Raw genomic sequence first — 17850 nt, 5'->3', positions numbered from 1 at the left:
CCAAGGTGGGGGAGTGGTGGCGTGCTCTCCCCTTCCTCGACCAGATCTACCGCCAGGTCTCGCGTGGGAAGGCGGTGAGGAGGAGCTCTTGGCACTTCAACAAAGTGACAGGCTGGTCAGCGAATTCCATGATGCTCACCGAGTACGAAGGCACACCGTCGTAGGTGATGAGGTATTCGCTCACCCACAGATGCGCATGGCCGATGATCCGCCGGACGGTGATCCGCTGGACGGTGAAGTGCCGCTCGGCCGGGCGCCCACCCCGTCGCGCCGAGATCGCCGCTCGGCCCCGAAACCGCTCACCTGACTACGGATAGTCCAGGATCGCGTCCGCGACGTACAGGGCGTGCTCGGCTTCGGTGCTCCCACGTTCCGAGCCCCGCCAATGCTCCTCGATCGCGGCCCTGGTCCAGGAGTCAGCATCCATGGCACCGCCCTTCCTCAGCGGTGACGACCTAGAGCCTGTCCGGCGGATCTTGAATCGAAAATCAGGCGGCATCCGGAGACCAAGCGCCCTAACGTGCAGGCATGTCACCTTCACTTGAGCGTCCCCCTTTGCAGGCCGACGAACGCACTGCGCTCATCGGCTGGCTGGATCTGCAACGGCAGATCTTGAGATGGAAATGCGAGGGCCTGAGCGAGGCTGACGCGCACCGCTCCGTCATCCCGACCTCGCCGACGATGACGATGGCCGGGCTCATCAGCCATATGCGGTGGGTCGAGCACACCTGGCTGGAGGTGGTGTTCCTGGGCGGCGACAAGGAGCAGAACCCGTCCTTGGCCGGGACGGGCGAGGACGCGGACTGGCGTACCGACGGCATCTCGCTGAAGCAGCTGCTCGCGGAGTACGAGGCCCAGTGCGTCCGAAGCAACGAGATCGTGGCCGAGGCATCCCTGGACGACGTCGGCCGCCACCCCGACTACCGCGCAGGCAAAGCCAACCTCCGCTGGATGCTCATCCATCTCGTCGAAGAGACCGGACGGCACGCAGGGCACGCGGACATCGTGAGAGAGCTGCTCGACGGGTCGAAGGGCTACTACTAGGTCTCTTCAGCGGGTCGCGACCGGAGCCAGAGTCGGATCGGGGCAACGGTGACGGTGCCGTAGAAAACGCAGGCGCGTTTGTCGAACCTCGTCGCCACAGCCCGGAAGCTCTTGAGGGCATTGATCGTCCGCTCCACCTCGTTCCTGCGCTTGTAGATCGTTTTGTCGAAGCCGGCGAGCTGTCCGCCCCTGCTGCCTCTGTGTTGTCGGTCGGCCCGCTGGTTCTTCGGTTCGGGGATCGTGTGCTTGATCTGGCGTCGCCGCAGGTAGCGGCGGTTACGACGGGACGAGTAAGCCTTGTCTCCGCTGAGATGGCCAGGCCGTGTCCGCTTCGCCCACCATCTCAGCGGGCGACGCGGACACGCTCCATGACCGGGATGAGCTATGGGGCGTCGCCCCACTGACCCGGGGTGATCAGCAAGGCCAGTGGGCGGCGTCCACCCTCCCCAGCAAGGTGAATTTTGCAGGTCAGGCCACTCCGTGAGCGTCCCAGGCCCTCATCGGGTCGGTACTGCCGGGACGCGCGCCTTTCCCCGGGAACCGCGAGGGCTTCCTACTTGCTCCCGCAGCGTGCTGGTGGGCCCGGCAGGAGGTGGAGGCCACGCTCACCACGGACCGGTCAATGCGGCCTTCCGCATCAGCATCAGCGAGGACAGCCGCGAAGAGCCTGTCCCATGCGCCATCCGCTGACCAGCGCCGATGCCGCTCGCACACGGTCTTCCACCGGCCGAAACGCACAGGCAGATCCCGCCACGGCCCCCCGGTGCGTCGCCGGAACAGAATCCCGTTGACCACCCGGCGATGACTCTCCCAACGACCGCCACGCTGAACGGCAGTTCACTAGGGCCAGCCCCTACCACCGCAGCCACCCCTCGGCAACAAGACACCGACCAGTCTCGGCAGACGCACAACCACTCAGCGGACGAACCACCGTGCGAGAGATGACCAAGCTCATCGCCCCATGGACGAACTGCCATGGCATAGCCGATCAAAATGTTCTACAAGTCGCGCAACACAGTTCAGACTCTACGACCAGACCCGGGGGGACTCCTCCCGCGTTGGCTGAGGGGAGTTGCGAGTGGCTTGGTTATATGGACCTGTTCTGCGTACGCAGAGGCTGATGCTGGAGCCGATCCGTCGCGAGGACAGTGACGATCTGTTTGAGGCCGTGGTCAGTCAGGACAGCGTGATGCGGTGGCTGGCGACCGGCCGGGCGGACAGCCGGTCGGCGGCCGAGGCCATGTGCGACGCTCACGTCGCACACTGGGCCAGGCACGGCTACGGTGATTTCGCGGTCAGGGACGCGGCAACCCATGTCTTCCTCGGGCGCGTGGGACTGCGCAACCACGCCCGGTACGGGGTCGACCTCGGCTTCGCCTTGCATCCACAGGCTCAGGGCCGCGGCATCGCAGGGGAGGCAGGCCGTGCCTGCTTGGAGTGGGCGTTTCATCGACTCGCGCTCCCGGTCGTCTTCGCGTTCGTCCTGCCCGGTAATACGGCCTCGATCTCATTGCTGCGTCGTCTGGGTGCTGAGGCGGCCGGGACCGTCCAGTCCAGCGGCCTGCACTGTCTGCGCTATCGATTTGGCCCCGCGGGCGGCACGGCCGAGGCGGGGCACGCGGGGGACGACAGCGATGCCGGTGCTGCAGATCTCCAACTGCGCTATACACCCGGTCCTGGCAGCCAGGAGGACAATGCCGCACTCCGCGACGGTCTGCCCGTCCCCTTCCAAGTCAACGGATTCTGTCTGGTCCGGGCGGACATGGAGCACGCCCTCACAGCCGCCTCCAACGGCAAACTGGTGGCTTCTCTGGGGTGGTTGCTGCGGGAGATGACATTCGACGGGGCACCGCGCCGTGTTGCGGGGCTCAGCAACGTACTGGTGCACCCTGCCCATAGGGGCCGGGGTATCGCCAGAACTATGATCAGCGTCGCGGTCGAACACGCACGGGCGGCCGGGGCCGAAACGGTGATGCTGCTCTGCCGCCCCGAACAGGTCCCGCTCTACACACGGCTCGGATGGTGCCAGCCGGCGGTGCCGGTCACCGTCCTGCAGCCCGCGGGCACCCAACTCTGTCCACTGTCCACCATGACGTACGACCTGACCGAACTGCCCCAGCCCACCATTGACGTGAGCCTACAGGGCTTGCCTTTCTGACAACGCCCTTACGGCGACACCCGAGCGGATCCGTTCCGCTTGCGAAGTCATTCCGGGCCCGGGGAGCGGAAGCCCGTCTGCCTGCTTCCCGGGGACGGGACCGTTCGCTCAGACCAAGCCAAGGACAAAGACGCCTGCGGGCGCGGCGGCATGGGGGTGCGGTCCGGGAAGGCGGCCGCGGGCTTGGAGCGGGGCCAGGCGGGGGAGTTCGCGTAAGCCCGCCGGGGGAAGGGGGGCGCTTGTTCCATGGTCGGTCGCTTCAGTCGCTTGAGTCGCTGGCCTTCGGGGGCTCCCGGGGGCACAGCGACTGAAGCTCAGCGACTCAGCGACTGTTCAGTCGCTGCCCAGGGGGAGGGTAAAAGACCAGGTCAGAGCGGTGTCGTTCCAGAGACAGCGACTGAAGCGACTCAAGGCCCGTATATATGAGGAAGTTAGAGTGTGCGCGTGTGCGTGATATATAGAGGCCTTCAGTCGCTTCAGTCGCTGTTTTGGTCTTGAGACTTCTCTGACCTGCGGTTTTCTCTTGGCTGTTGAGTAGCTACCGAAGAGCGTTCAGTCGCTGCCCTTTTCCTTCAGTCGCTGGATCCGTCCATCGGGGCATGTGGTCCACGACCTCAGCAGCCTCATTCGCTAGTCTGTGTCCGTCGTTGAGTCGCTTCGGTCGCTGATAGGGAGTGGAGATGCCAGCTGATCTGCGGTTTTCTCCCAGCGACTCAACGCGCGCCGCCGACGGCCCTTCAGTCGCTGAGCTGTCCCTGGCCACCGCCCGCTGGTGCGCCCGTCGAGGCTGGCCGGTCCACCCCTTGGCCAAGGGTCGTAAGACCCCGGCCGCGAACTGCCCCGACTGCCGCAGGAATCCCCACCCGCCCGCAGGCTGCCCGTGCCTCCAGGCAGGCCGTTGGTGCCACGGCTTCCACGCGGCCACCCTCGACCAGGACCGCATCCAGCAGTGGTGGGGGGCGAACCCGGAGTTCGGCATCGGCGTGGCCTGCGGTCTGGCAGGCCTGGTCGTCATCGATGTCGACGCCCACCCCGCCGAACCGCCCACCCGGGACCGGATCCTGCCGGGCATCCCCATCGCCGACCACATCGACCTCACGGGCCTCGCCAACGGCTTCCACACCCTTGCCGTCCTGGCCGCCCTGCGAGGCCAGCCCAGCCCCGCGGACGATGAGAGCACGATGCGCGTCCGCACCCCCTCGGGCGGCATGCACATCTGGTACCGGGCGGACGGCCGCCGCTGGCAGTCCTCCGTCGGCTCAAGCCCCGGCCGCGCCCTGGCCTGGCAGGTGGACGTCCGCGCCCACGGCAGCTACATCATCGCGCCCGGGACCACCACGCAGCACGGGACGTACACGCCTGTCGGCGAGGCCCGCGAACCGGCAGCGCTGCCGTTCTGGCTCGCCCAGGAACTGGAGCGCACCGGCCATCTGCCCGCATCGAACATCCCCGCGCCCCGGCCGGTACCGGCCCGCGCCCGGCAGGCCGTTCTCGCCGCCGGTGGCGGCCGGGACCGCGGGAGGGACATCCTCGACGCCGTCCTCGCCCCGGTGCAGGCCTGCGGGCAGATCGCCGAGGGCGCCGGGTTCTCCGACGTCCTCAACCGTGCCGCCTACACGATCGGCGGGCTCGTCGCGGCCGGCCGTCTGCTCCAGGACGAGGCCGTACAAGCCCTCAGGGACACGGCGGTCGCGGCCCGCCCCGGCCAGGAGCGGCGTATCGAGCAGATCGTCCACAGCGGTCTCACGGCGGGTCTGAAGCGGCCTCTGTACGGCCGTGGGAGGCGCCCATGACGTCTCCCAAGCCGGAAACGCTCTTCGAGTTCGACCCGGAGGCCGTTGCCGCTCAGATCAGGGCTCAGGGGGCCGCAGCCGTGCCGCGCCCTGCGCAGGCCGAAGCCGGCCGTGTCCCAGCCGGAGAGGTGACCGCCAACGGGCTGCTGCCGGACACCCTCTCCGACCGCGGCAACGCCAAGCTGTTCGTGCAGCTGTACGCCAACGACTACCGGCACGTACCCGGTATCGGCTGGTACCGGTGGGACACCACCCGCTGGCAGATCGACGAGGACGACACCGTGCTGTGGGCGGCCGGGGACCTCGCGGAGAGCATCTCCGGCCATGATCCGCGCGGTGTCTTCACAACCACAGCGCTGCAACAGCACCGCCGCCGCGCGCTGTCGACCACCGGTATCAACGCCATGCTCGCGCAGGCCAAGTCCGCGCCCGGGATGGTGTTGAACGCGGCGTTGCTGGACGCCGATCCGTACGCCCTGTGTACACCCGACGGCATCGTCGATCTGCGCACGGGACTGGTGAAGACCCCCGACCCGGACAAGGACTTCCACTCCCGGTCCACCACCGTCGGGCCGCGGCATGTGGCCACGCCGCGGTGGGGGAGGTTCCTGACCGACACCTTCGGCGACGACGCCGAAGGCCGGGAGATGATCGACTATCTGCAACTGCTCCTCGGGTACTCCGTCACCGGCGACGTCGGCGGGCAGATCCTCCCGTTCCTCTTCGGCTCCGGCAAGAATGGCAAGTCGGTTCTGCTGGACGTGCTGATGAAGCTGCTGGGGGATTATGCCGATGCGGCTCCGCCCGGGTTCTTGATGGCACGGCCCTACGAAGGCCACCCCACCGACCTGGCCGAGTTGCATGGTCGGCGGGTGATCGTGTGTTCGGAGGTCAAGCCGGGTGACAAGTTCGATGAGGCGCGGGTCAAGCTGTTGACGGGTGGGGATCGGATCAAGGCGCGTCGGATGCGGCAGGATTTCTTCAGTTTTGAGCCGACTCACAAGCTCTGGTTGCTGGGTAATCACCGGCCGGAGGTCGGTACGGGTGGTTTTGCGTTCTGGCGTCGTATGCGGTTGATCCCTTTCGAGCGTGTCGTTCCCGACCATCGCAAGATCGACAACCTGGCCGACATCCTTGTCACCGAGGAGGGTCCGGGCATCCTCGGCTGGCTCATCGACGGCGCCCGCCGCTACCTTGCCAGCGACCGCGACCTCACCGGTCCCGAACGGGTACGCATCGCCACCAACGCCTACGCCGAGACCGAGGACCACACCGGCCGCTTCTACGACGAGTCCTGCGTGCTGGGCTCCGATCTCCGGGCGGAGCAGACGGCCCTCTACGCGGCCTACAGGACGTGGTGTCAGAATGAGGGAGCACCGATCATGTCCTCAAGGGCGTTCGCCGCCCGCACGCGCGAACTCGTGGGACTGGCTTCGCCCAAGGAGATGATCCTGTCCAACCAGCGTAAGCACTACCCGGGTATCGGACTGCTCACCGACCAGGAAAGGGACGCCGAGGCATGAGCTCCCTGATCGCCGAGGACGAGATCAGCCACGAGACGGAGCTGGTGTGGCTGGAGGACATCGACAGCCTCGACTACGTCCGTCAGAGCCTGGACCGCCTGCCCACCCGCAAGGGCAAGCCGCCCTACCACCGCGACGGACGCATGGTCGGCTACGCCCTCCTCGGCCCGACCGCGAAGCCGTCCCGCCAGTCCGGAACCTTCCGCCGGCGGGTCTTCTGGCTCCTGCCCCACGACCGCGACAGCCAGCCGGACGGGCTCTACGCGAAGAGCGCCCCCGCCGAAGCGGTTGACCCCCACACCCTGGCCCCGCGGACCAAGGGCTACAAGACGGAGCGTTCCGAAGGCGGCCCGCCCTCCAGTGCCATGCAGCAACTCGGTATAACGCTCCCGTTGTGACCGCCGCGCGCCCTTGACGGTCGGCGGCCGACAAGAGCCCGAGTGCCCCGAGCGTCAGATTCCGTACGCGGCGCAGCACGGCGCGTCCTCCAGGGGGCGTCGGGGAGGCCGGCCAAGCCTGCCGAGGACGTGACGCGCCGGGGGAGTGCTGCCGCCCGCCGACCGGGCTCTGGTGCCACCGCTTCCAGGTCGCGACCGCCGCCGCCGGGCCTACCGGCAGCCCGGCCAAGGCGCCCCCGACCCGTCCTGGATCAGACGACCGGAGACGAGGTGCCGGGATCTCCGGTCGCCCTCGTCCGGCGGCGGGCCGGTCACGCGTCTCACTTGCCGTGTGTCGAATGCACCCGGAACAGCCGAGGCTGCACATCAGTGGCGATCTTGGCTGCCTGCTCCATGTGGACACGGGCCTCGGGGTTGGCGAGCATCGCCCGGTAGTGCTCCTCGGACTCCCACTGGGCGTAGTTGATGACACGCTCGCCGTCCTGGGAGGCGTGGAAGTTGGCGCAGACGAAGCCGGGCTGGTGCTTCATCGTCTCCTCGGTGGCATGGGCGAGCAGCGTGAGGAGTTCGCTCTGACGGTCGGGGGAGACGGTGAAGACATTGATCAGGGTTGCCACCGGGCGGCTGCTGTCGATGTGTGCGGTAACAGTCATGACCTTTTTCTCCCCCTTACCCGAGGGCCGGGGGACAGGGAAGGCACCGCATTCCACCGATCGGACGCGGCCCCCACGCGGACTCAGACTTCGGAGCACCAAGTTCTTCCGCCCGGCCACGCCGTGCCGTCGTACGCGATCCGTACGGCATGGGTACGTGAAACGTACGTTCCGTGGGATGATCGAGAGGCAGGAGGTGACCATGTCCGAGCTGTTCGACCGGGTCGACGCGCTGGTCGCGTCCCGGTCTCCGCTGCCGTCCCCGGCGGACCGCAAGCGGCTGCGCCAGGCGCACGGACTGACGCTGGACGAAGTGGCGACGGCGCTGAAGGTGCGCCGGGCCACGGTGTCCGGCTGGGAGTCCGTCAAGAAGCCGACGGAGCCGCGCGGCCCGGAGCGGGAGGCGTACGCGCGCCTGCTGAACAAGCTCGCGGAGCTTTACCCTGCCGACGCCGACGCCGACACCGCGACGCCTGTCGAGAACACGACAAGGGCCGAGACGTCCGCGACCGCCGCCGCCCCGGAACCGGCCCCGGAACCGCAGACCGCCGTATCCCCACACCTCGCCCCCGCCCCGGTTCCCGCCCCCGTTCCGGCCCTCGCGCCGGCCGGACAGGACACCCAGCCCCCTCCCGCCGCCCCGGCCCCCACACCGCGGTCGGCGCGCGGTACCAGACCGTCGCCGACGTCCCGGCGGCCGGCGGCGAAGAAGACCACCCCCGGGCCCGCCGCCACCGCGGCCGCGGACCCGCGCTTCGAGAACGGCCCGCTCGCCGTGGTCGACGCCGACCCCGACGGCCAGGTACTGGCGTACTGCGTCGGCGGACTCGTCCTGGACGTGCCCGCGAAGTCCCTCCCGGCCCTGGTGGACTGGACACTGCGCGAGGCGAAGCTCGGGCAGCCGAAACTGTCCGGACCGGGCAAGGACGCCGATCCGCTGCTCGTGCTCACCGAGGCCGCGCTGCGGCGCTACGGCCTGCCCGTCGCCCTCACGGATGAGGAGCGGCTCGCCGGGCGGATCCCGGAGAGCCACAAGGTCGTCAAGCAACTCGCCCGCGCCGACTGGAAGCTGACCAAACGCGGGCTCGGCCCGTGGGCGCGGATCTACCGCCCGGCCCACGGCGCGGAGCGGGCCTGCGTGCAGCTGTGCATCCCGTCCTGGCATGCGCTCGACGCCCGGCACTGGGGCGAGGCCGCCCAGCTGCCGCCACCCGAACTCGCCCGCCTGCTGGGCGTGTACGCGTCCCGGGTGATGACGCCGCGCGGCTCCACGGCCGTCACCGGCCTGGAGCTGATGACCGCGCTGCACCCGCCGACCCGCGCGTCCGAGCCCGATGCCGACGGCCGTCGGCACTCGGAGCACAACCCCGGCTCGCTGGGGGCGCATCCGGTTGACTGCGCGCCCTGCGAGGCCCCGGACGGGCATCCGCTCCTGAAGGATCTGCCGCGCTTCCATGTGCGCGGCCCGGCGGAGAAGCTGTTCGAGGAGGCGTACGACTGGGCGCGCCCGCTCACCGACGCCGAATGCATGCGCCGCAACCTGATCGGCATCGACGTCAACATGGCCTTCGCCGCCGGCGCCAACGGCGTCGTCGTCGGCCTCGGTGCGCCGACGCACGTCAAGGCGCCGGTGTTCGACGCGAAACTGCCCGGTTCGTGGCTGGTCGACCTGTCCCACATCGACCTGTCCCGCGTGCAGATCGCCAAGGGCAGATGGGCCGACCTGGACGGCGAGATGCTGCCCAGCCCGTTCACGCCGAAGGGCGACCGCCCCGAAGGCCCGGCCTGGTACGCGACACCCACCGTCGCCTACGCGCAGGAACTGGGCTACGAGGTGCGCCCGGTCGAGGCATGGGTGCGCCACGACAACGGCCGCTACCTGGACGGCTGGTACAACCGGCTGCGCGACGCCTACCTCGCCACCATGGCCGACCTCGGCGTCACCGCCGACCTGCCGCCCGCCGACTTCCTGGCGGCCATGGACGGCTACAAGGAACGCGATCCTCAACTGACGATCGTCGTCTCGGCGATCAAGGCGACGGTCAAGGGCGGCCTGGGCAAGCTGCGCGAACGCCCGCGGGGCGAGGGCTGGCGGCCGGGCGAGCCATGGCGGGCCCTGGCCCGCCCCACCTGGCGGCCGGACATCCGCGCCGCGGTCATCTCCCGCACGCGCGTCAACCTGCACCGCAAGATCGTCAAACACGCGGCGTTCACCGGCCAGTACCCGGTCGCGATCCTGTCCGACTGCGTCGTGTACGCGGCCGACGGTACCTCGCCGCTGGACTTCCTCCCCTACCGGGACGGCAAGCCGCTGCCCGGCGGCTTCAGACTCGGCATCAACCCGGGCCTGGTCAAGCACGAGGGCACCCAGAGCGTCCTGTGGGGCGAAGAGGTCCGCGAGCGGTTCGACGCCCCGGAACTCAACCTCGCCCGCTACATCAAGGACGGCACCGTCACCGACGTCGACAACGGAGAGTAGGGGAGGGCGATGACCCTGTTCGGGGACGGCCTGGACGCCGCGGTGCAGAAGACGTTCACCCGTCCGGCACCCAAGAGCGCGGGCGCGCAGATGCGGTACCTGGTCAGGCAGCTCAAGGGCACCAGGCCGGTCGCCCAACTCCTGCGGATCTCCCAGCGCACCGTGGAACGGTATGTGAAGGACCAGATCAAGAAGCCCCGCCCGGACCTCGCCGCCCGCATGGAACGCGAGGTGAAGAAGCGCTGGCAGCCGCAGATCCGCGCCAGGGCGCGGGCACAGGCCGCGACGACCACCGGCATCGTCATCGACACCCGCGCCCGCATCGGCTACACCGCCCCGGTCGGCACCACCGACGACGCACGCCTTCGCCACCTCACCGTCGCCCTGCCACCCCGCTACGCCGCCCGCCTCTTCGACGCCCAGCAGGCCGGCGTCGGCGACCAGCAACTCCAGCAGATCGCCGCCGAAGGACTCAGGGAAATCTACTTCCAGGACAACGGCCGCCGCGCCGGCAGCCTGGAGCAGGTCCGCCTCACGGACATCGAACACGTGGAATTCGACCTATAGCACGTGGAATTAGACCTGTAGGCACCCTGGACGTGGCGAGCCCGCGGGTCACACTGAGCCGAAGCACGTTGGTTGCCACACAGGCAGGCTTGTTGTCACTCGCGAGGCTTGACGTCGGCTGGTCGCTTTTCTCCACTCTGGACGGCCTCTGCGATCTGCCGGGCGGCCTGGGCGGGTGTGAGGTGCGTGGTGTCGACAACCTCGGCCTCGGCGTGCAGCCATGTGCGGGCCGCCTCGGCGTAGGGCTCAAGGTATTGCAGACGGAACGGGGAGTTGGGGCCGAGAACGGTGTCGCCCGCGATGCGCCCGCGGAGGGTGTCCTGGTCGGCGTGGAGGACGAAGTGCCGGACCGGAACGGCATGCTGGGCAAGGCCCGAGCTGATCTCGCGCCAGTACTGTTCGACCAGGACGGTCATGGGCATCACCAGGGTGCCGCCGGTGTAGTCGAGGACGCGTCGGGCGGTCTCGACCACGAGCGGCCGCCATGGCGGCCAGTGCTGGAAGTTGTCCGTCGCAGGCAGCCCCGGCGTGATGTCCATGAGTGTCTCACCGACCTTCTCGGCGTCGAACACCCGTGAATCCGGGATCAGTTGCTGCACGAGCGCACTGGTGGTCGTCTTGCCTGCGCCATGGGTGCCGTTGAGCCATACGATCATGAGACTCGACGCTAGTGCTGCGACCGGAAAGGTTCACCGGCTCGCGACGCCCGGCACGGCACTCCCCCAGCCTTCGGCCGGGAGGTGCCCCCACGCCGCGTTGTCGCATCACCCGAGTACATCCAGTACGCGGGAGATGCTCCGCCTTGCGATGCACCGCACCGGACGCCGCGAGCTTTCCGGCAAACCTTTCCGGCCACAGCACTAGCGTTCTAGCGCGCGCCGCGGAAACAGGCACCGCGGCAGCACCGTCCCCGTGGGCCCGCCATGAGACCGTCCACCGCCTACTCCGGCCATCATGCTGATCGAGTCCGGTCCTGCCGGCGTCGACGTTCGGCGACACGAAAAGGCCGTCCCCGCCGTAACGCTGCGACCATGTGGCCCCTTGGTTCTCCGACTTGGTGATCATGTCACCGGTCTGCGACAGCGATGTCTTGGTACGAAGACGCCGGGATCCCCTCGGCCCACAGCCCCCTCATAGTGATCGAGCAAGCACCAAGAAGCCGAAACCGCTTCGGCCTCAACCACCGATCACCAGGGAGATTTCATGTCCGGCAACCGTCGTAAGGCCCTTCTCGTCTCCGCGGTCCTCGTCGGCGGCGCCATGCTGATGACGGCGTGCCAGGGCTCGGACGCGACCACGGACACCGGCGCCGGGCAGAGTTCTTCGTCCGCCACTCCGACCGGCGATGCGGGCACGCCGTCCGGCTCGTCGACCGCGGGCGGCAGCCAGGGCACCGGCAAGGGCTCCGACGCGACGGACAAGGGAACCGCGGACGGGGCCGGCTCCGGCGCCGACACCGGCAACGGCAAGCGGGAGCCGGTCGAGCAGAGCTGCGGCGCCAACGACATCTCCTGGAACACCAGGTCCGAGACCCAGGCCGGCGGATACATCCTGATCATCGCGAAGGCGAAGTCGGGGATCACCTGCTACCTGCCCGCCGCGCTTCCGACCGTGGCGTTCGGATCCGACGGCACCGAGGCGGGTCCCGCGGAGCAGACCGCCGGCCAGCAGATCAAGCTGAGCGGGAGCACCACCGCCTACGCCGGGGTGAACCCGAAGACCACCAACGGAAACGGTGGCAAGGAACTCGACAGCATCATCGTCGCCGTCGGTGACAGCGACCCCAACCCGGTTTCACTGCCGGTCGGCACCATCACTGTCGAGAGCCCGATCGTCACCAACTGGCACACCGCCCCGACGGACGCCGTCCCCTTCAACTGAAACGGCCCCGCGGCAGGCGGCGGTGTCAGGTGGGGGTCTGGGGTGCCTCTCGCCTGACTGGGCCGGCTCATGCCGTGACGGTCAACTTTCGGTCGGGGCGTGGCGGTCAACTTCCAGACGATCGCCACCAGTTCCAGTGATCATGGAGGCGCCGGGCCTCGCCGCTGTAACGGGAGGACTCTCCGGGCCAGGCTGACTTCAGGGGACCGTGCGGGCTGAAGGCGTTCCGCTGTCCGTTGTCGGCCGCTCGCCCGGCGCCGCTGCCAGCGACGAGGTGGACGGCTGGCTGGACAGGTTCGACAGAGCCTGGCATACCCGTCCGGTCATGTCAGTGACTTGATCTTCTGGCCGCCGGAGCGAGAACGCACATCGGCTAATTGCTTTGTGAGGCCGGGACGCATCATCGCGTCGCACCATTCGATCCGCTCCCGTGGACTGTCGGGCTCGTATGCCGCGTCGGAGAGCCGCGGAGTACGGGGTCGTCCGGTGACGGTCTGTCAGGTATAGCCTGCTGTACCCGGAGTTGGGGTACGCACCGCAATGATCTCCGGGCGCCGCACTGGTGAGCTGAGCACATCACGTCAGCCCCTCCGAAAGGCTCTGCGGTGAGCTTTTACGTTCCTGCCACCCCTGGCATCACACCGACCCCGCCGGCCCCGCCCCAGCAGCTCACGGGTCTGCGCGGTAGCATCCGCCGCCGCCCGCTGATCTGGTTCTTCGCACTGGCCTACGCGCTGAGCTGGGTCGCCTGGACGCCCTACATCCTCTCCCACAACGGCGTCGGCGTCTGGGACTTCACCTTCCCCGGCGGCGCGGCCGGATCCCAGCTCCTCGGTGTCCTGCCGGGCGCCTACCTCGGGCCGATCACTTCGGCCGTCCTCATCACCGGGGTCACCGAAGGCCGTGCGGGGCTACGTACCTGGCGGACCCGCATGACGAAGTTCAAGGTCGGCTGGCGCTGGTATCTGGCGGTGGCCCTCGCGGTGCCGGGTGCGCTGATGCTCGGCTCCGCCGTGCTGGCCGGCCGCGCGCCCGAACTGCCGTCGGCTGGGATCCTGGTCGCCTACCTGCCGGCCCTGCTGATGCAGCTGCTCACGACCGGCCTCGCCGAGGAGCCCGGCTGGCGCGAGTTCGCCATGCCGCGGATGCAGAACCGCTACGGCGCCCTGACCGCCACCGCCGTCGTCGGTGTCCTGTGGGGTGTCTGGCACCTGCCGCTGTTCCTCACCGAATGGGGCGGCGGACCGGATGTGGCGCTGATCGAGCCGGTGGAGTTCATCGCCACGACCATCGCCTTCAGTGCCGTGATGACCTGGGTGTTCAACAAGACCGGCGAGAGCATGCCGCTGGTGATGCTGCTGCACTGCGGTGTCAACAACTACATCTCCATGGCGTGGTCGGACATGTTCCCCGACCAGACGCGCAGCGACGCGTCCCACGCCTTCCTGCTCGTCTCGGCCACGGCGGCCGTGATCCTGCTGGTCGCGACACGAGGGCGGCTGGGCCAGCCCCGGCCCTCGCTGGTCGACCCAAGGCTCTCGCCGGCCGGCTGACCGGGCGCGCGCGGCACGATCCGCAACCACCGGCGCGACATTTGGGCCCGGCCGTCTCCCACAGAGGACCGGCCGGGCTGCCGCGTCGCATGCTCATACGGCGCGGATCCGCTGCGCACGGGTTCCACGAGCACTGTTCTCCAACCCCGCTCGCGGGCATCGGCCCCCGCTGACACGGCGACGTCCCTCAACCGCTTTGCGTTTCTACGGGTTGCCGCAGAATTGTCCTGAGCTTGGCCGGGTCAGTCCTGCGTGGGTCGCTGAGATAGATCTCGTGGTGCAAGCCCGCCTCCCGCAAGTTGTTGGCGGGAAGGTAATCGTGGTGCAGCCTGGTCAGGATCGGTGTCTCGTCGTCGTAAGGGCCGATGTGGAGGACCTGGGCGCTGGCGCCCTCGTGCAGTGTCTCTGACCGAACATCCGGAATGACCGGAAGGTTCTTCTTGGTCAGTGCGGTGCGCTTGGCGTCTTCGATCATGCCGCCAGTGATCCAGTCGGGGACGTTGATGAGCAGTCTCCATCGCCAGTTGTCCTTGAGCCTTGCCAGGAAGTCGTTCATGTCGTCCGCCCACCACAGCCCCTCAAGCGGGCCCACGACGAAGTCCTTGCCGAGGGCTTCTTTGCTTGCGAACTTGGCGGTGTAGGCGACCGCGTAGAGCGCCTCGACCGCGTGGCGGTACGCGGCGGCGGTGTTCGGGTCGCCGTGCCCGTCGATGGCGAGGAAATGAAGCTCGGGGATGTCGACTAGCTCCCAGTCGGTGTTCTTGGGCGAGTAGCACTTCTTGAGTTCGCGCTTGACGTCGTACTTGGCAGTCATGCCGCAGAACCTTCCGGTGAGCAATGTCATGACGGGTCAGCAGGGTTGTTCAGGCTGCGGCGACCACGCCAGGCCACAGCCCCGCTGCCGGCCCCATGGGTGACCTTCGTCCTGAGTTTCACAATGCTGAAAATACTGTCGATCGGGTGCGTCTTGGTACGGACTTCAGCCGTGGTTCGTTATGTGCCCTGGTCTTGAGGCTGTCTGCCGCCGGCGGAAACTCAGGTGGGCTCGATGCGCCGTCCGGATAGGGTCGGGCAGTGCCCGAGCTGAAGCAGCTGCATGCTGGTCATGCCCCGGCGGTCCTCGCCTTCGAGCTGGCGAACCGCGCCTACTTCGCTGCCTCGGTCCCTGACCGCGGCGACGACTTCTTCGACCAGTTCACCGACCGGTACAACGCCTTGCTGGCCGAGCAGGAGGCCGGCATCTGCGCTTTCCATGTGCTCGTCGCCGAGGACGGCTCGGTACTCGGCAGATTCAACCTGGTCGACATCGAGGATCGCACTGCGGAACTCGGCTACAGGGTCGCGCAGCATGTCGCCGGCCGCGGCGTGGCGACCGCGACTGTTCGCAACGCTCATCCTTGAGGCCGACGTCGTAGCTGTGCCGATGCGGGTGGGAGCCACGTCCAGCGGGTGTACGGCCCCACCGGAGACCGTCGGCCCACCCGTATCAGCCCCGCCCGCCACACCGTCGATCCGGTGACCTGCCGGTCCGCACACCGTGGAGACCACGGTACGTCCGACATCGCCGACCGGGCGGTGAAGGACGGATGACCTGCCTCGGCTTCCTGGCCGAGCTGCCGATGCCCAGTACGACGACCGGGCCCGCCACCGCTCGGAACGGGAGGTCAAGGCAGTCGGCCGGTGATCCCCGGCTCTTCCGTCAGCCGACCCACCCGGTCGGATCATCAGATCGTCATGCGAAGGGCTAGTGGCGATCTTTACAGGTGTTTCACACCCGAGGCGGCTGCCCGCCACGGGCAGACACCGGTCTATCGAAAGTGAGCTGGTAGTGGATCAGCGGGAACGTCGGCGGTGGGCCGGCGGTATGTCTTTGGCCTTGTCGGCCGCGTTATCGGCGTCGCTCGCCGCGACGGGGGTGGTCTCGGCGATCTCCCCGGCGGCGGCGGACTCCGGGGACGGTGACGCGACCGTCCGGGTCGTGCGTGAGGTGAACGCGAACGGCAAGTGGGACCAGGCGCTCGAGCCGGGTATGTCCGGGGTCACGGTGGTGCTGACCGATGACGAGGGGCGGTCGGTCACCGGGACCACACAGGCGGACGGCACGGTGAAGCTGACCCCGGGCAACAGCCTGGGCGGCGGCAAGTACCGGATCGAGGTGAAGAACCCCGACGAGGGTGTGCTCTTCCCCGGGTTCGCCTCGGCGCGGACCAATCTGATCGATCCGACGGTGCTGTCGTCCAACGTGGAGTTCGTGGACCTGTCCGGTGGCAAGAACGTGGAGATCACCACCTCGTTCTGGTCCCCGGAGGACTACTGCCAGAAGAACGCCACCTTGGTCACGGCCTGTCAGAACGCCTCTATTCCGCCCGCTTCCGCGTCCCCGGACAGCAAGCGCACGCTGACGGCGTTCGCGTTCGGCACGCGCGGTAACGCCGTGACGAACCCCGGCCTTGTCTCTGACCTGGCGAACAACGGGCAGACGGGCACGGTCTGGGGTGTCGGCGTCAACAGAGTGACCAAGCAGATCTTCTCCGCCGCCTATGCCAAGCGAGGGGCGAAGTACGGTCCCGGCGGTGCGGGTGCGATCTACCGGACCGACCCGACCACCAAGCAGACCGTGGTGTTCACCCAGGTCCCCAACCCCGGCAGCACCCCACACAACATGAATGCCGGGATGGACGAGGCGTTCGGCCCGGTGGTGGGCAAGCAGTCGCTCGGCGACCTGGACGTCAGCGCGGACGGCAAGGACCTGTACGTCATCAACCTGAACGACCGCAGGCTCTACCGGTACGACGCCACACAGCCCACGGCCGCCGCGCCGAAGGCGTCGTACCCCATCAAGGATCCGGGGTGTGCCGCGCCGGGGGACTGGCGCCCCTACGGCCTGGGCCTCCACGAGGGCAAGGTGTATGTCGGCGGCGTGTGTTCGGCGCAGTCGACCGGCAGCAAGGCCGATCTGCGGGCGGTCGTGCAGGTCTTCGACCCGGTCACGGGCCAGTTCACCGGCACCGTCATGGACCAGTCGCTGAACTTCCCCCGCGGCGGGTACTCAGCCATCCCGTGTGGTGGCCCGAGCTGGTATCCGTGGACCAACACCCGGCCGCTGACCCAGGACGGCAAGGCATGCGCGGGTGAGGTGATCCAGAATCCGGAGCCCGAGCTCTCCGACATCAACTTCGAGACCAACGGCGACATGGTCGTCGGCTTCGCCGACCGCTTCGCCGACCGCAGCGGCTGGCGCTTGCCGGACACCTCCGCCACCTGGCCGGCCACCACCGCGGTCAACGGCGGTGACATCAACCGGGCCTGCCGTGGCGGTAACCACATGTTCGTCCTGGACGGCAACGGCGGCTGCAAGAACAACAACACCGGCCCCGCCGTCTCGGGCGGAGAGGGCCCGAATGTCAAGGAGTTCTACCCCGGCGACATGATGGCCACCGAAGAAGGCGGCCACCAGGAGATCAGCACGGGCGGTGTGGCCTTCTCCGCGGTGGAGGACAGGATCCCCTTCACCGCGATGGACCCCATCCAGGTGACAGGCAGCGGTGTTCGGTGGGTGGACCGCACCAACGGCACAAGCGCCCTGAACGCGGACGGCCTCTACCTGAACGACGACTTCGGCAAGGCCCGCGGTATGGGCGACCTGGAAATCCTGTGTGACCAGGCGCCGTTGCAGATCGGCAACCGGGTCTGGAAGGACACCGATCAGGACGGCATCCAGGACCCCGGTGAGCCGGGCCTGGCCGGTGCCACGGTGAACCTGTACGACGCGGCCGGCAAGAAGATCGGTACGGCGGTCAC

At 68.3% G+C, this 17850-nt stretch carries 13 protein-coding genes and 2 pseudogenes; 11 read left to right on the top strand and 4 right to left on the bottom strand.

The features are described from left to right. Positions 1 to 528: 528 nt before the first annotated feature. Complete coding sequence (locus ABT245_RS29050) at positions 529 to 1044, top strand: DinB family protein (RefSeq protein WP_351738862.1); 516 nt, start codon at positions 529 to 531, stop codon at positions 1042 to 1044. Here ABT245_RS29050 and ABT245_RS29045 read toward each other — a convergent pair. Next, positions 1041 to 1869, bottom strand: a pseudogene (locus tag ABT245_RS29045) (IS5 family transposase); the annotation flags it as partial. The gene ABT245_RS29050 and the pseudogene ABT245_RS29045 overlap by 4 nt on opposite strands. 295 nt (positions 1870 to 2164) lie before the next feature. Between ABT245_RS29045 and ABT245_RS29040 the strand changes: the two are divergent. The 4 genes from ABT245_RS29040 (at position 2165) to ABT245_RS29025 (ending at position 6916) form a co-directional block, all read left to right on the top strand. Beyond that, the gene (locus tag ABT245_RS29040; protein WP_351738859.1) at positions 2165 to 3202 is read left to right on the top strand and encodes a GNAT family N-acetyltransferase; all 1038 of its coding nucleotides are present in this window, start codon (positions 2165 to 2167) and stop codon (positions 3200 to 3202) included. A 680-nt stretch (positions 3203 to 3882) separates the two neighbouring features. After that, positions 3883 to 4995: a bifunctional DNA primase/polymerase gene (locus ABT245_RS29035; protein WP_351738856.1), complete on the top strand. Its 1113-nt coding sequence runs from the start codon at positions 3883 to 3885 to the stop codon at positions 4993 to 4995. After that, a complete protein-coding gene (locus tag ABT245_RS29030) occupies positions 4992 to 6518 on the top strand; it encodes a DNA primase family protein (protein ID WP_351738853.1) in 1527 nt (508 codons plus the stop codon). Before ABT245_RS29035 ends, ABT245_RS29030 begins: the two co-directional genes overlap by 4 nt. Next, entirely contained in the window at positions 6515 to 6916 is a 402-nt protein-coding gene (locus ABT245_RS29025) for a DUF6009 family protein (RefSeq protein ID WP_351738851.1), read from the top strand. The genes ABT245_RS29030 and ABT245_RS29025 overlap by 4 nt, the downstream gene beginning before the upstream one ends. A gap of 320 nt (positions 6917 to 7236) precedes the next feature. Here the strand turns inward: ABT245_RS29025 and ABT245_RS29020 are convergent, their stop codons facing one another. Continuing rightward, positions 7237 to 7569, bottom strand: coding sequence for an antibiotic biosynthesis monooxygenase family protein (locus tag ABT245_RS29020; protein WP_351738848.1), 333 nt, complete (start codon positions 7567 to 7569; stop codon positions 7237 to 7239). Positions 7570 to 7771: 202 nt separating this feature from the next. Here ABT245_RS29020 and tap point away from each other — a divergent pair, with 202 nt between their 5' ends. Both tap and tpg read left to right on the top strand, forming a co-directional pair. Continuing rightward, positions 7772 to 10048, top strand: coding sequence for a telomere-associated protein Tap (gene tap, locus ABT245_RS29015; protein ID WP_351739043.1), 2277 nt, complete (start codon positions 7772 to 7774; stop codon positions 10046 to 10048). A gap of 9 nt (positions 10049 to 10057) precedes the next feature. Beyond that, positions 10058 to 10615 (top strand): telomere-protecting terminal protein Tpg, encoded by a 558-nt coding sequence (gene tpg / locus ABT245_RS29010; RefSeq protein ID WP_351738845.1) that lies wholly within the window; start codon positions 10058 to 10060, stop codon positions 10613 to 10615. A gap of 95 nt (positions 10616 to 10710) precedes the next feature. Here tpg and ABT245_RS29005 read toward each other — a convergent pair whose 3' ends face one another. After that, positions 10711 to 11271, bottom strand: a complete 561-nt coding sequence (locus tag ABT245_RS29005; RefSeq protein ID WP_351738842.1) for an AAA family ATPase — start codon at positions 11269 to 11271, stop codon at positions 10711 to 10713. A gap of 547 nt (positions 11272 to 11818) precedes the next feature. Between ABT245_RS29005 and ABT245_RS29000 the strand changes: the two genes are divergently transcribed. Together ABT245_RS29000 and ABT245_RS28995 are read left to right on the top strand one after the other, a co-directional pair. Beyond that, positions 11819 to 12496, top strand: a complete 678-nt coding sequence (locus ABT245_RS29000; RefSeq protein WP_351738840.1) for a DUF4232 domain-containing protein — start codon at positions 11819 to 11821, stop codon at positions 12494 to 12496. Between the two features lie 605 nt (positions 12497 to 13101). Beyond that, complete coding sequence (locus ABT245_RS28995) at positions 13102 to 14049, top strand: CPBP family intramembrane glutamic endopeptidase (RefSeq protein WP_351738837.1); 948 nt, start codon at positions 13102 to 13104, stop codon at positions 14047 to 14049. 187 nt (positions 14050 to 14236) lie between these two features. On the opposite strand, the gene ABT245_RS28990 is transcribed toward ABT245_RS28995, so the two are convergent. Then, a complete protein-coding gene (locus ABT245_RS28990; RefSeq protein ID WP_351738834.1) occupies positions 14237 to 14863 on the bottom strand; it encodes a GyrI-like domain-containing protein in 627 nt (208 codons plus the stop codon). 260 nt (positions 14864 to 15123) lie between these two features. Between ABT245_RS28990 and ABT245_RS28985 the strand changes: the two are divergent. Next, positions 15124 to 15435 (top strand): annotated as a pseudogene (locus ABT245_RS28985) (GNAT family N-acetyltransferase); the annotation flags it as partial. A 478-nt stretch (positions 15436 to 15913) separates the two neighbouring features. Beyond that, on the top strand, positions 15914 to 17850 hold a 1937-nt coding region (locus ABT245_RS28980), incomplete at its 3' end, for an SdrD B-like domain-containing protein (protein WP_351738831.1).

It is taken from the genome of Streptomyces sp. NPDC001508, assembly GCF_040298665.1.
Lineage (GTDB): Bacteria > Actinomycetota > Actinomycetes > Streptomycetales > Streptomycetaceae > Streptomyces.
Note: the sequence above shows the minus strand (reverse complement) of the source record. Positions and strands in the feature narration are given on the sequence as shown.

Bases quoted from the DNA above. Each gene is read 5' to 3' on its own strand.
- ABT245_RS29050 (WP_351738862.1), top strand. From the start codon at position 529: ATGTCACCTTCACTTGAGCGTCCCCCTTTGCAGGCCGACGAACGCACT.
- ABT245_RS28990 (WP_351738834.1), bottom strand. From the start codon at position 14,863: ATGACTGCCAAGTACGACGTCAAGCGCGAACTCAAGAAGTGCTACTCG.
- ABT245_RS29025 (WP_351738851.1), top strand. From the start codon at position 6,515: ATGAGCTCCCTGATCGCCGAGGACGAGATCAGCCACGAGACGGAGCTG.
- ABT245_RS29005 (WP_351738842.1), bottom strand. From the start codon at position 11,271: ATGATCGTATGGCTCAACGGCACCCATGGCGCAGGCAAGACGACCACC.
- ABT245_RS29000 (WP_351738840.1), top strand. From the start codon at position 11,819: ATGTCCGGCAACCGTCGTAAGGCCCTTCTCGTCTCCGCGGTCCTCGTC.
- ABT245_RS29040 (WP_351738859.1), top strand. From the start codon at position 2,165: ATGCTGGAGCCGATCCGTCGCGAGGACAGTGACGATCTGTTTGAGGCC.
- ABT245_RS29035 (WP_351738856.1), top strand. From the start codon at position 3,883: ATGCCAGCTGATCTGCGGTTTTCTCCCAGCGACTCAACGCGCGCCGCC.
- ABT245_RS29030 (WP_351738853.1), top strand. From the start codon at position 4,992: ATGACGTCTCCCAAGCCGGAAACGCTCTTCGAGTTCGACCCGGAGGCC.
- tap (WP_351739043.1), top strand. From the start codon at position 7,772: ATGTCCGAGCTGTTCGACCGGGTCGACGCGCTGGTCGCGTCCCGGTCT.
- ABT245_RS29020 (WP_351738848.1), bottom strand. From the start codon at position 7,569: ATGACTGTTACCGCACACATCGACAGCAGCCGCCCGGTGGCAACCCTG.
- tpg (WP_351738845.1), top strand. From the start codon at position 10,058: ATGACCCTGTTCGGGGACGGCCTGGACGCCGCGGTGCAGAAGACGTTC.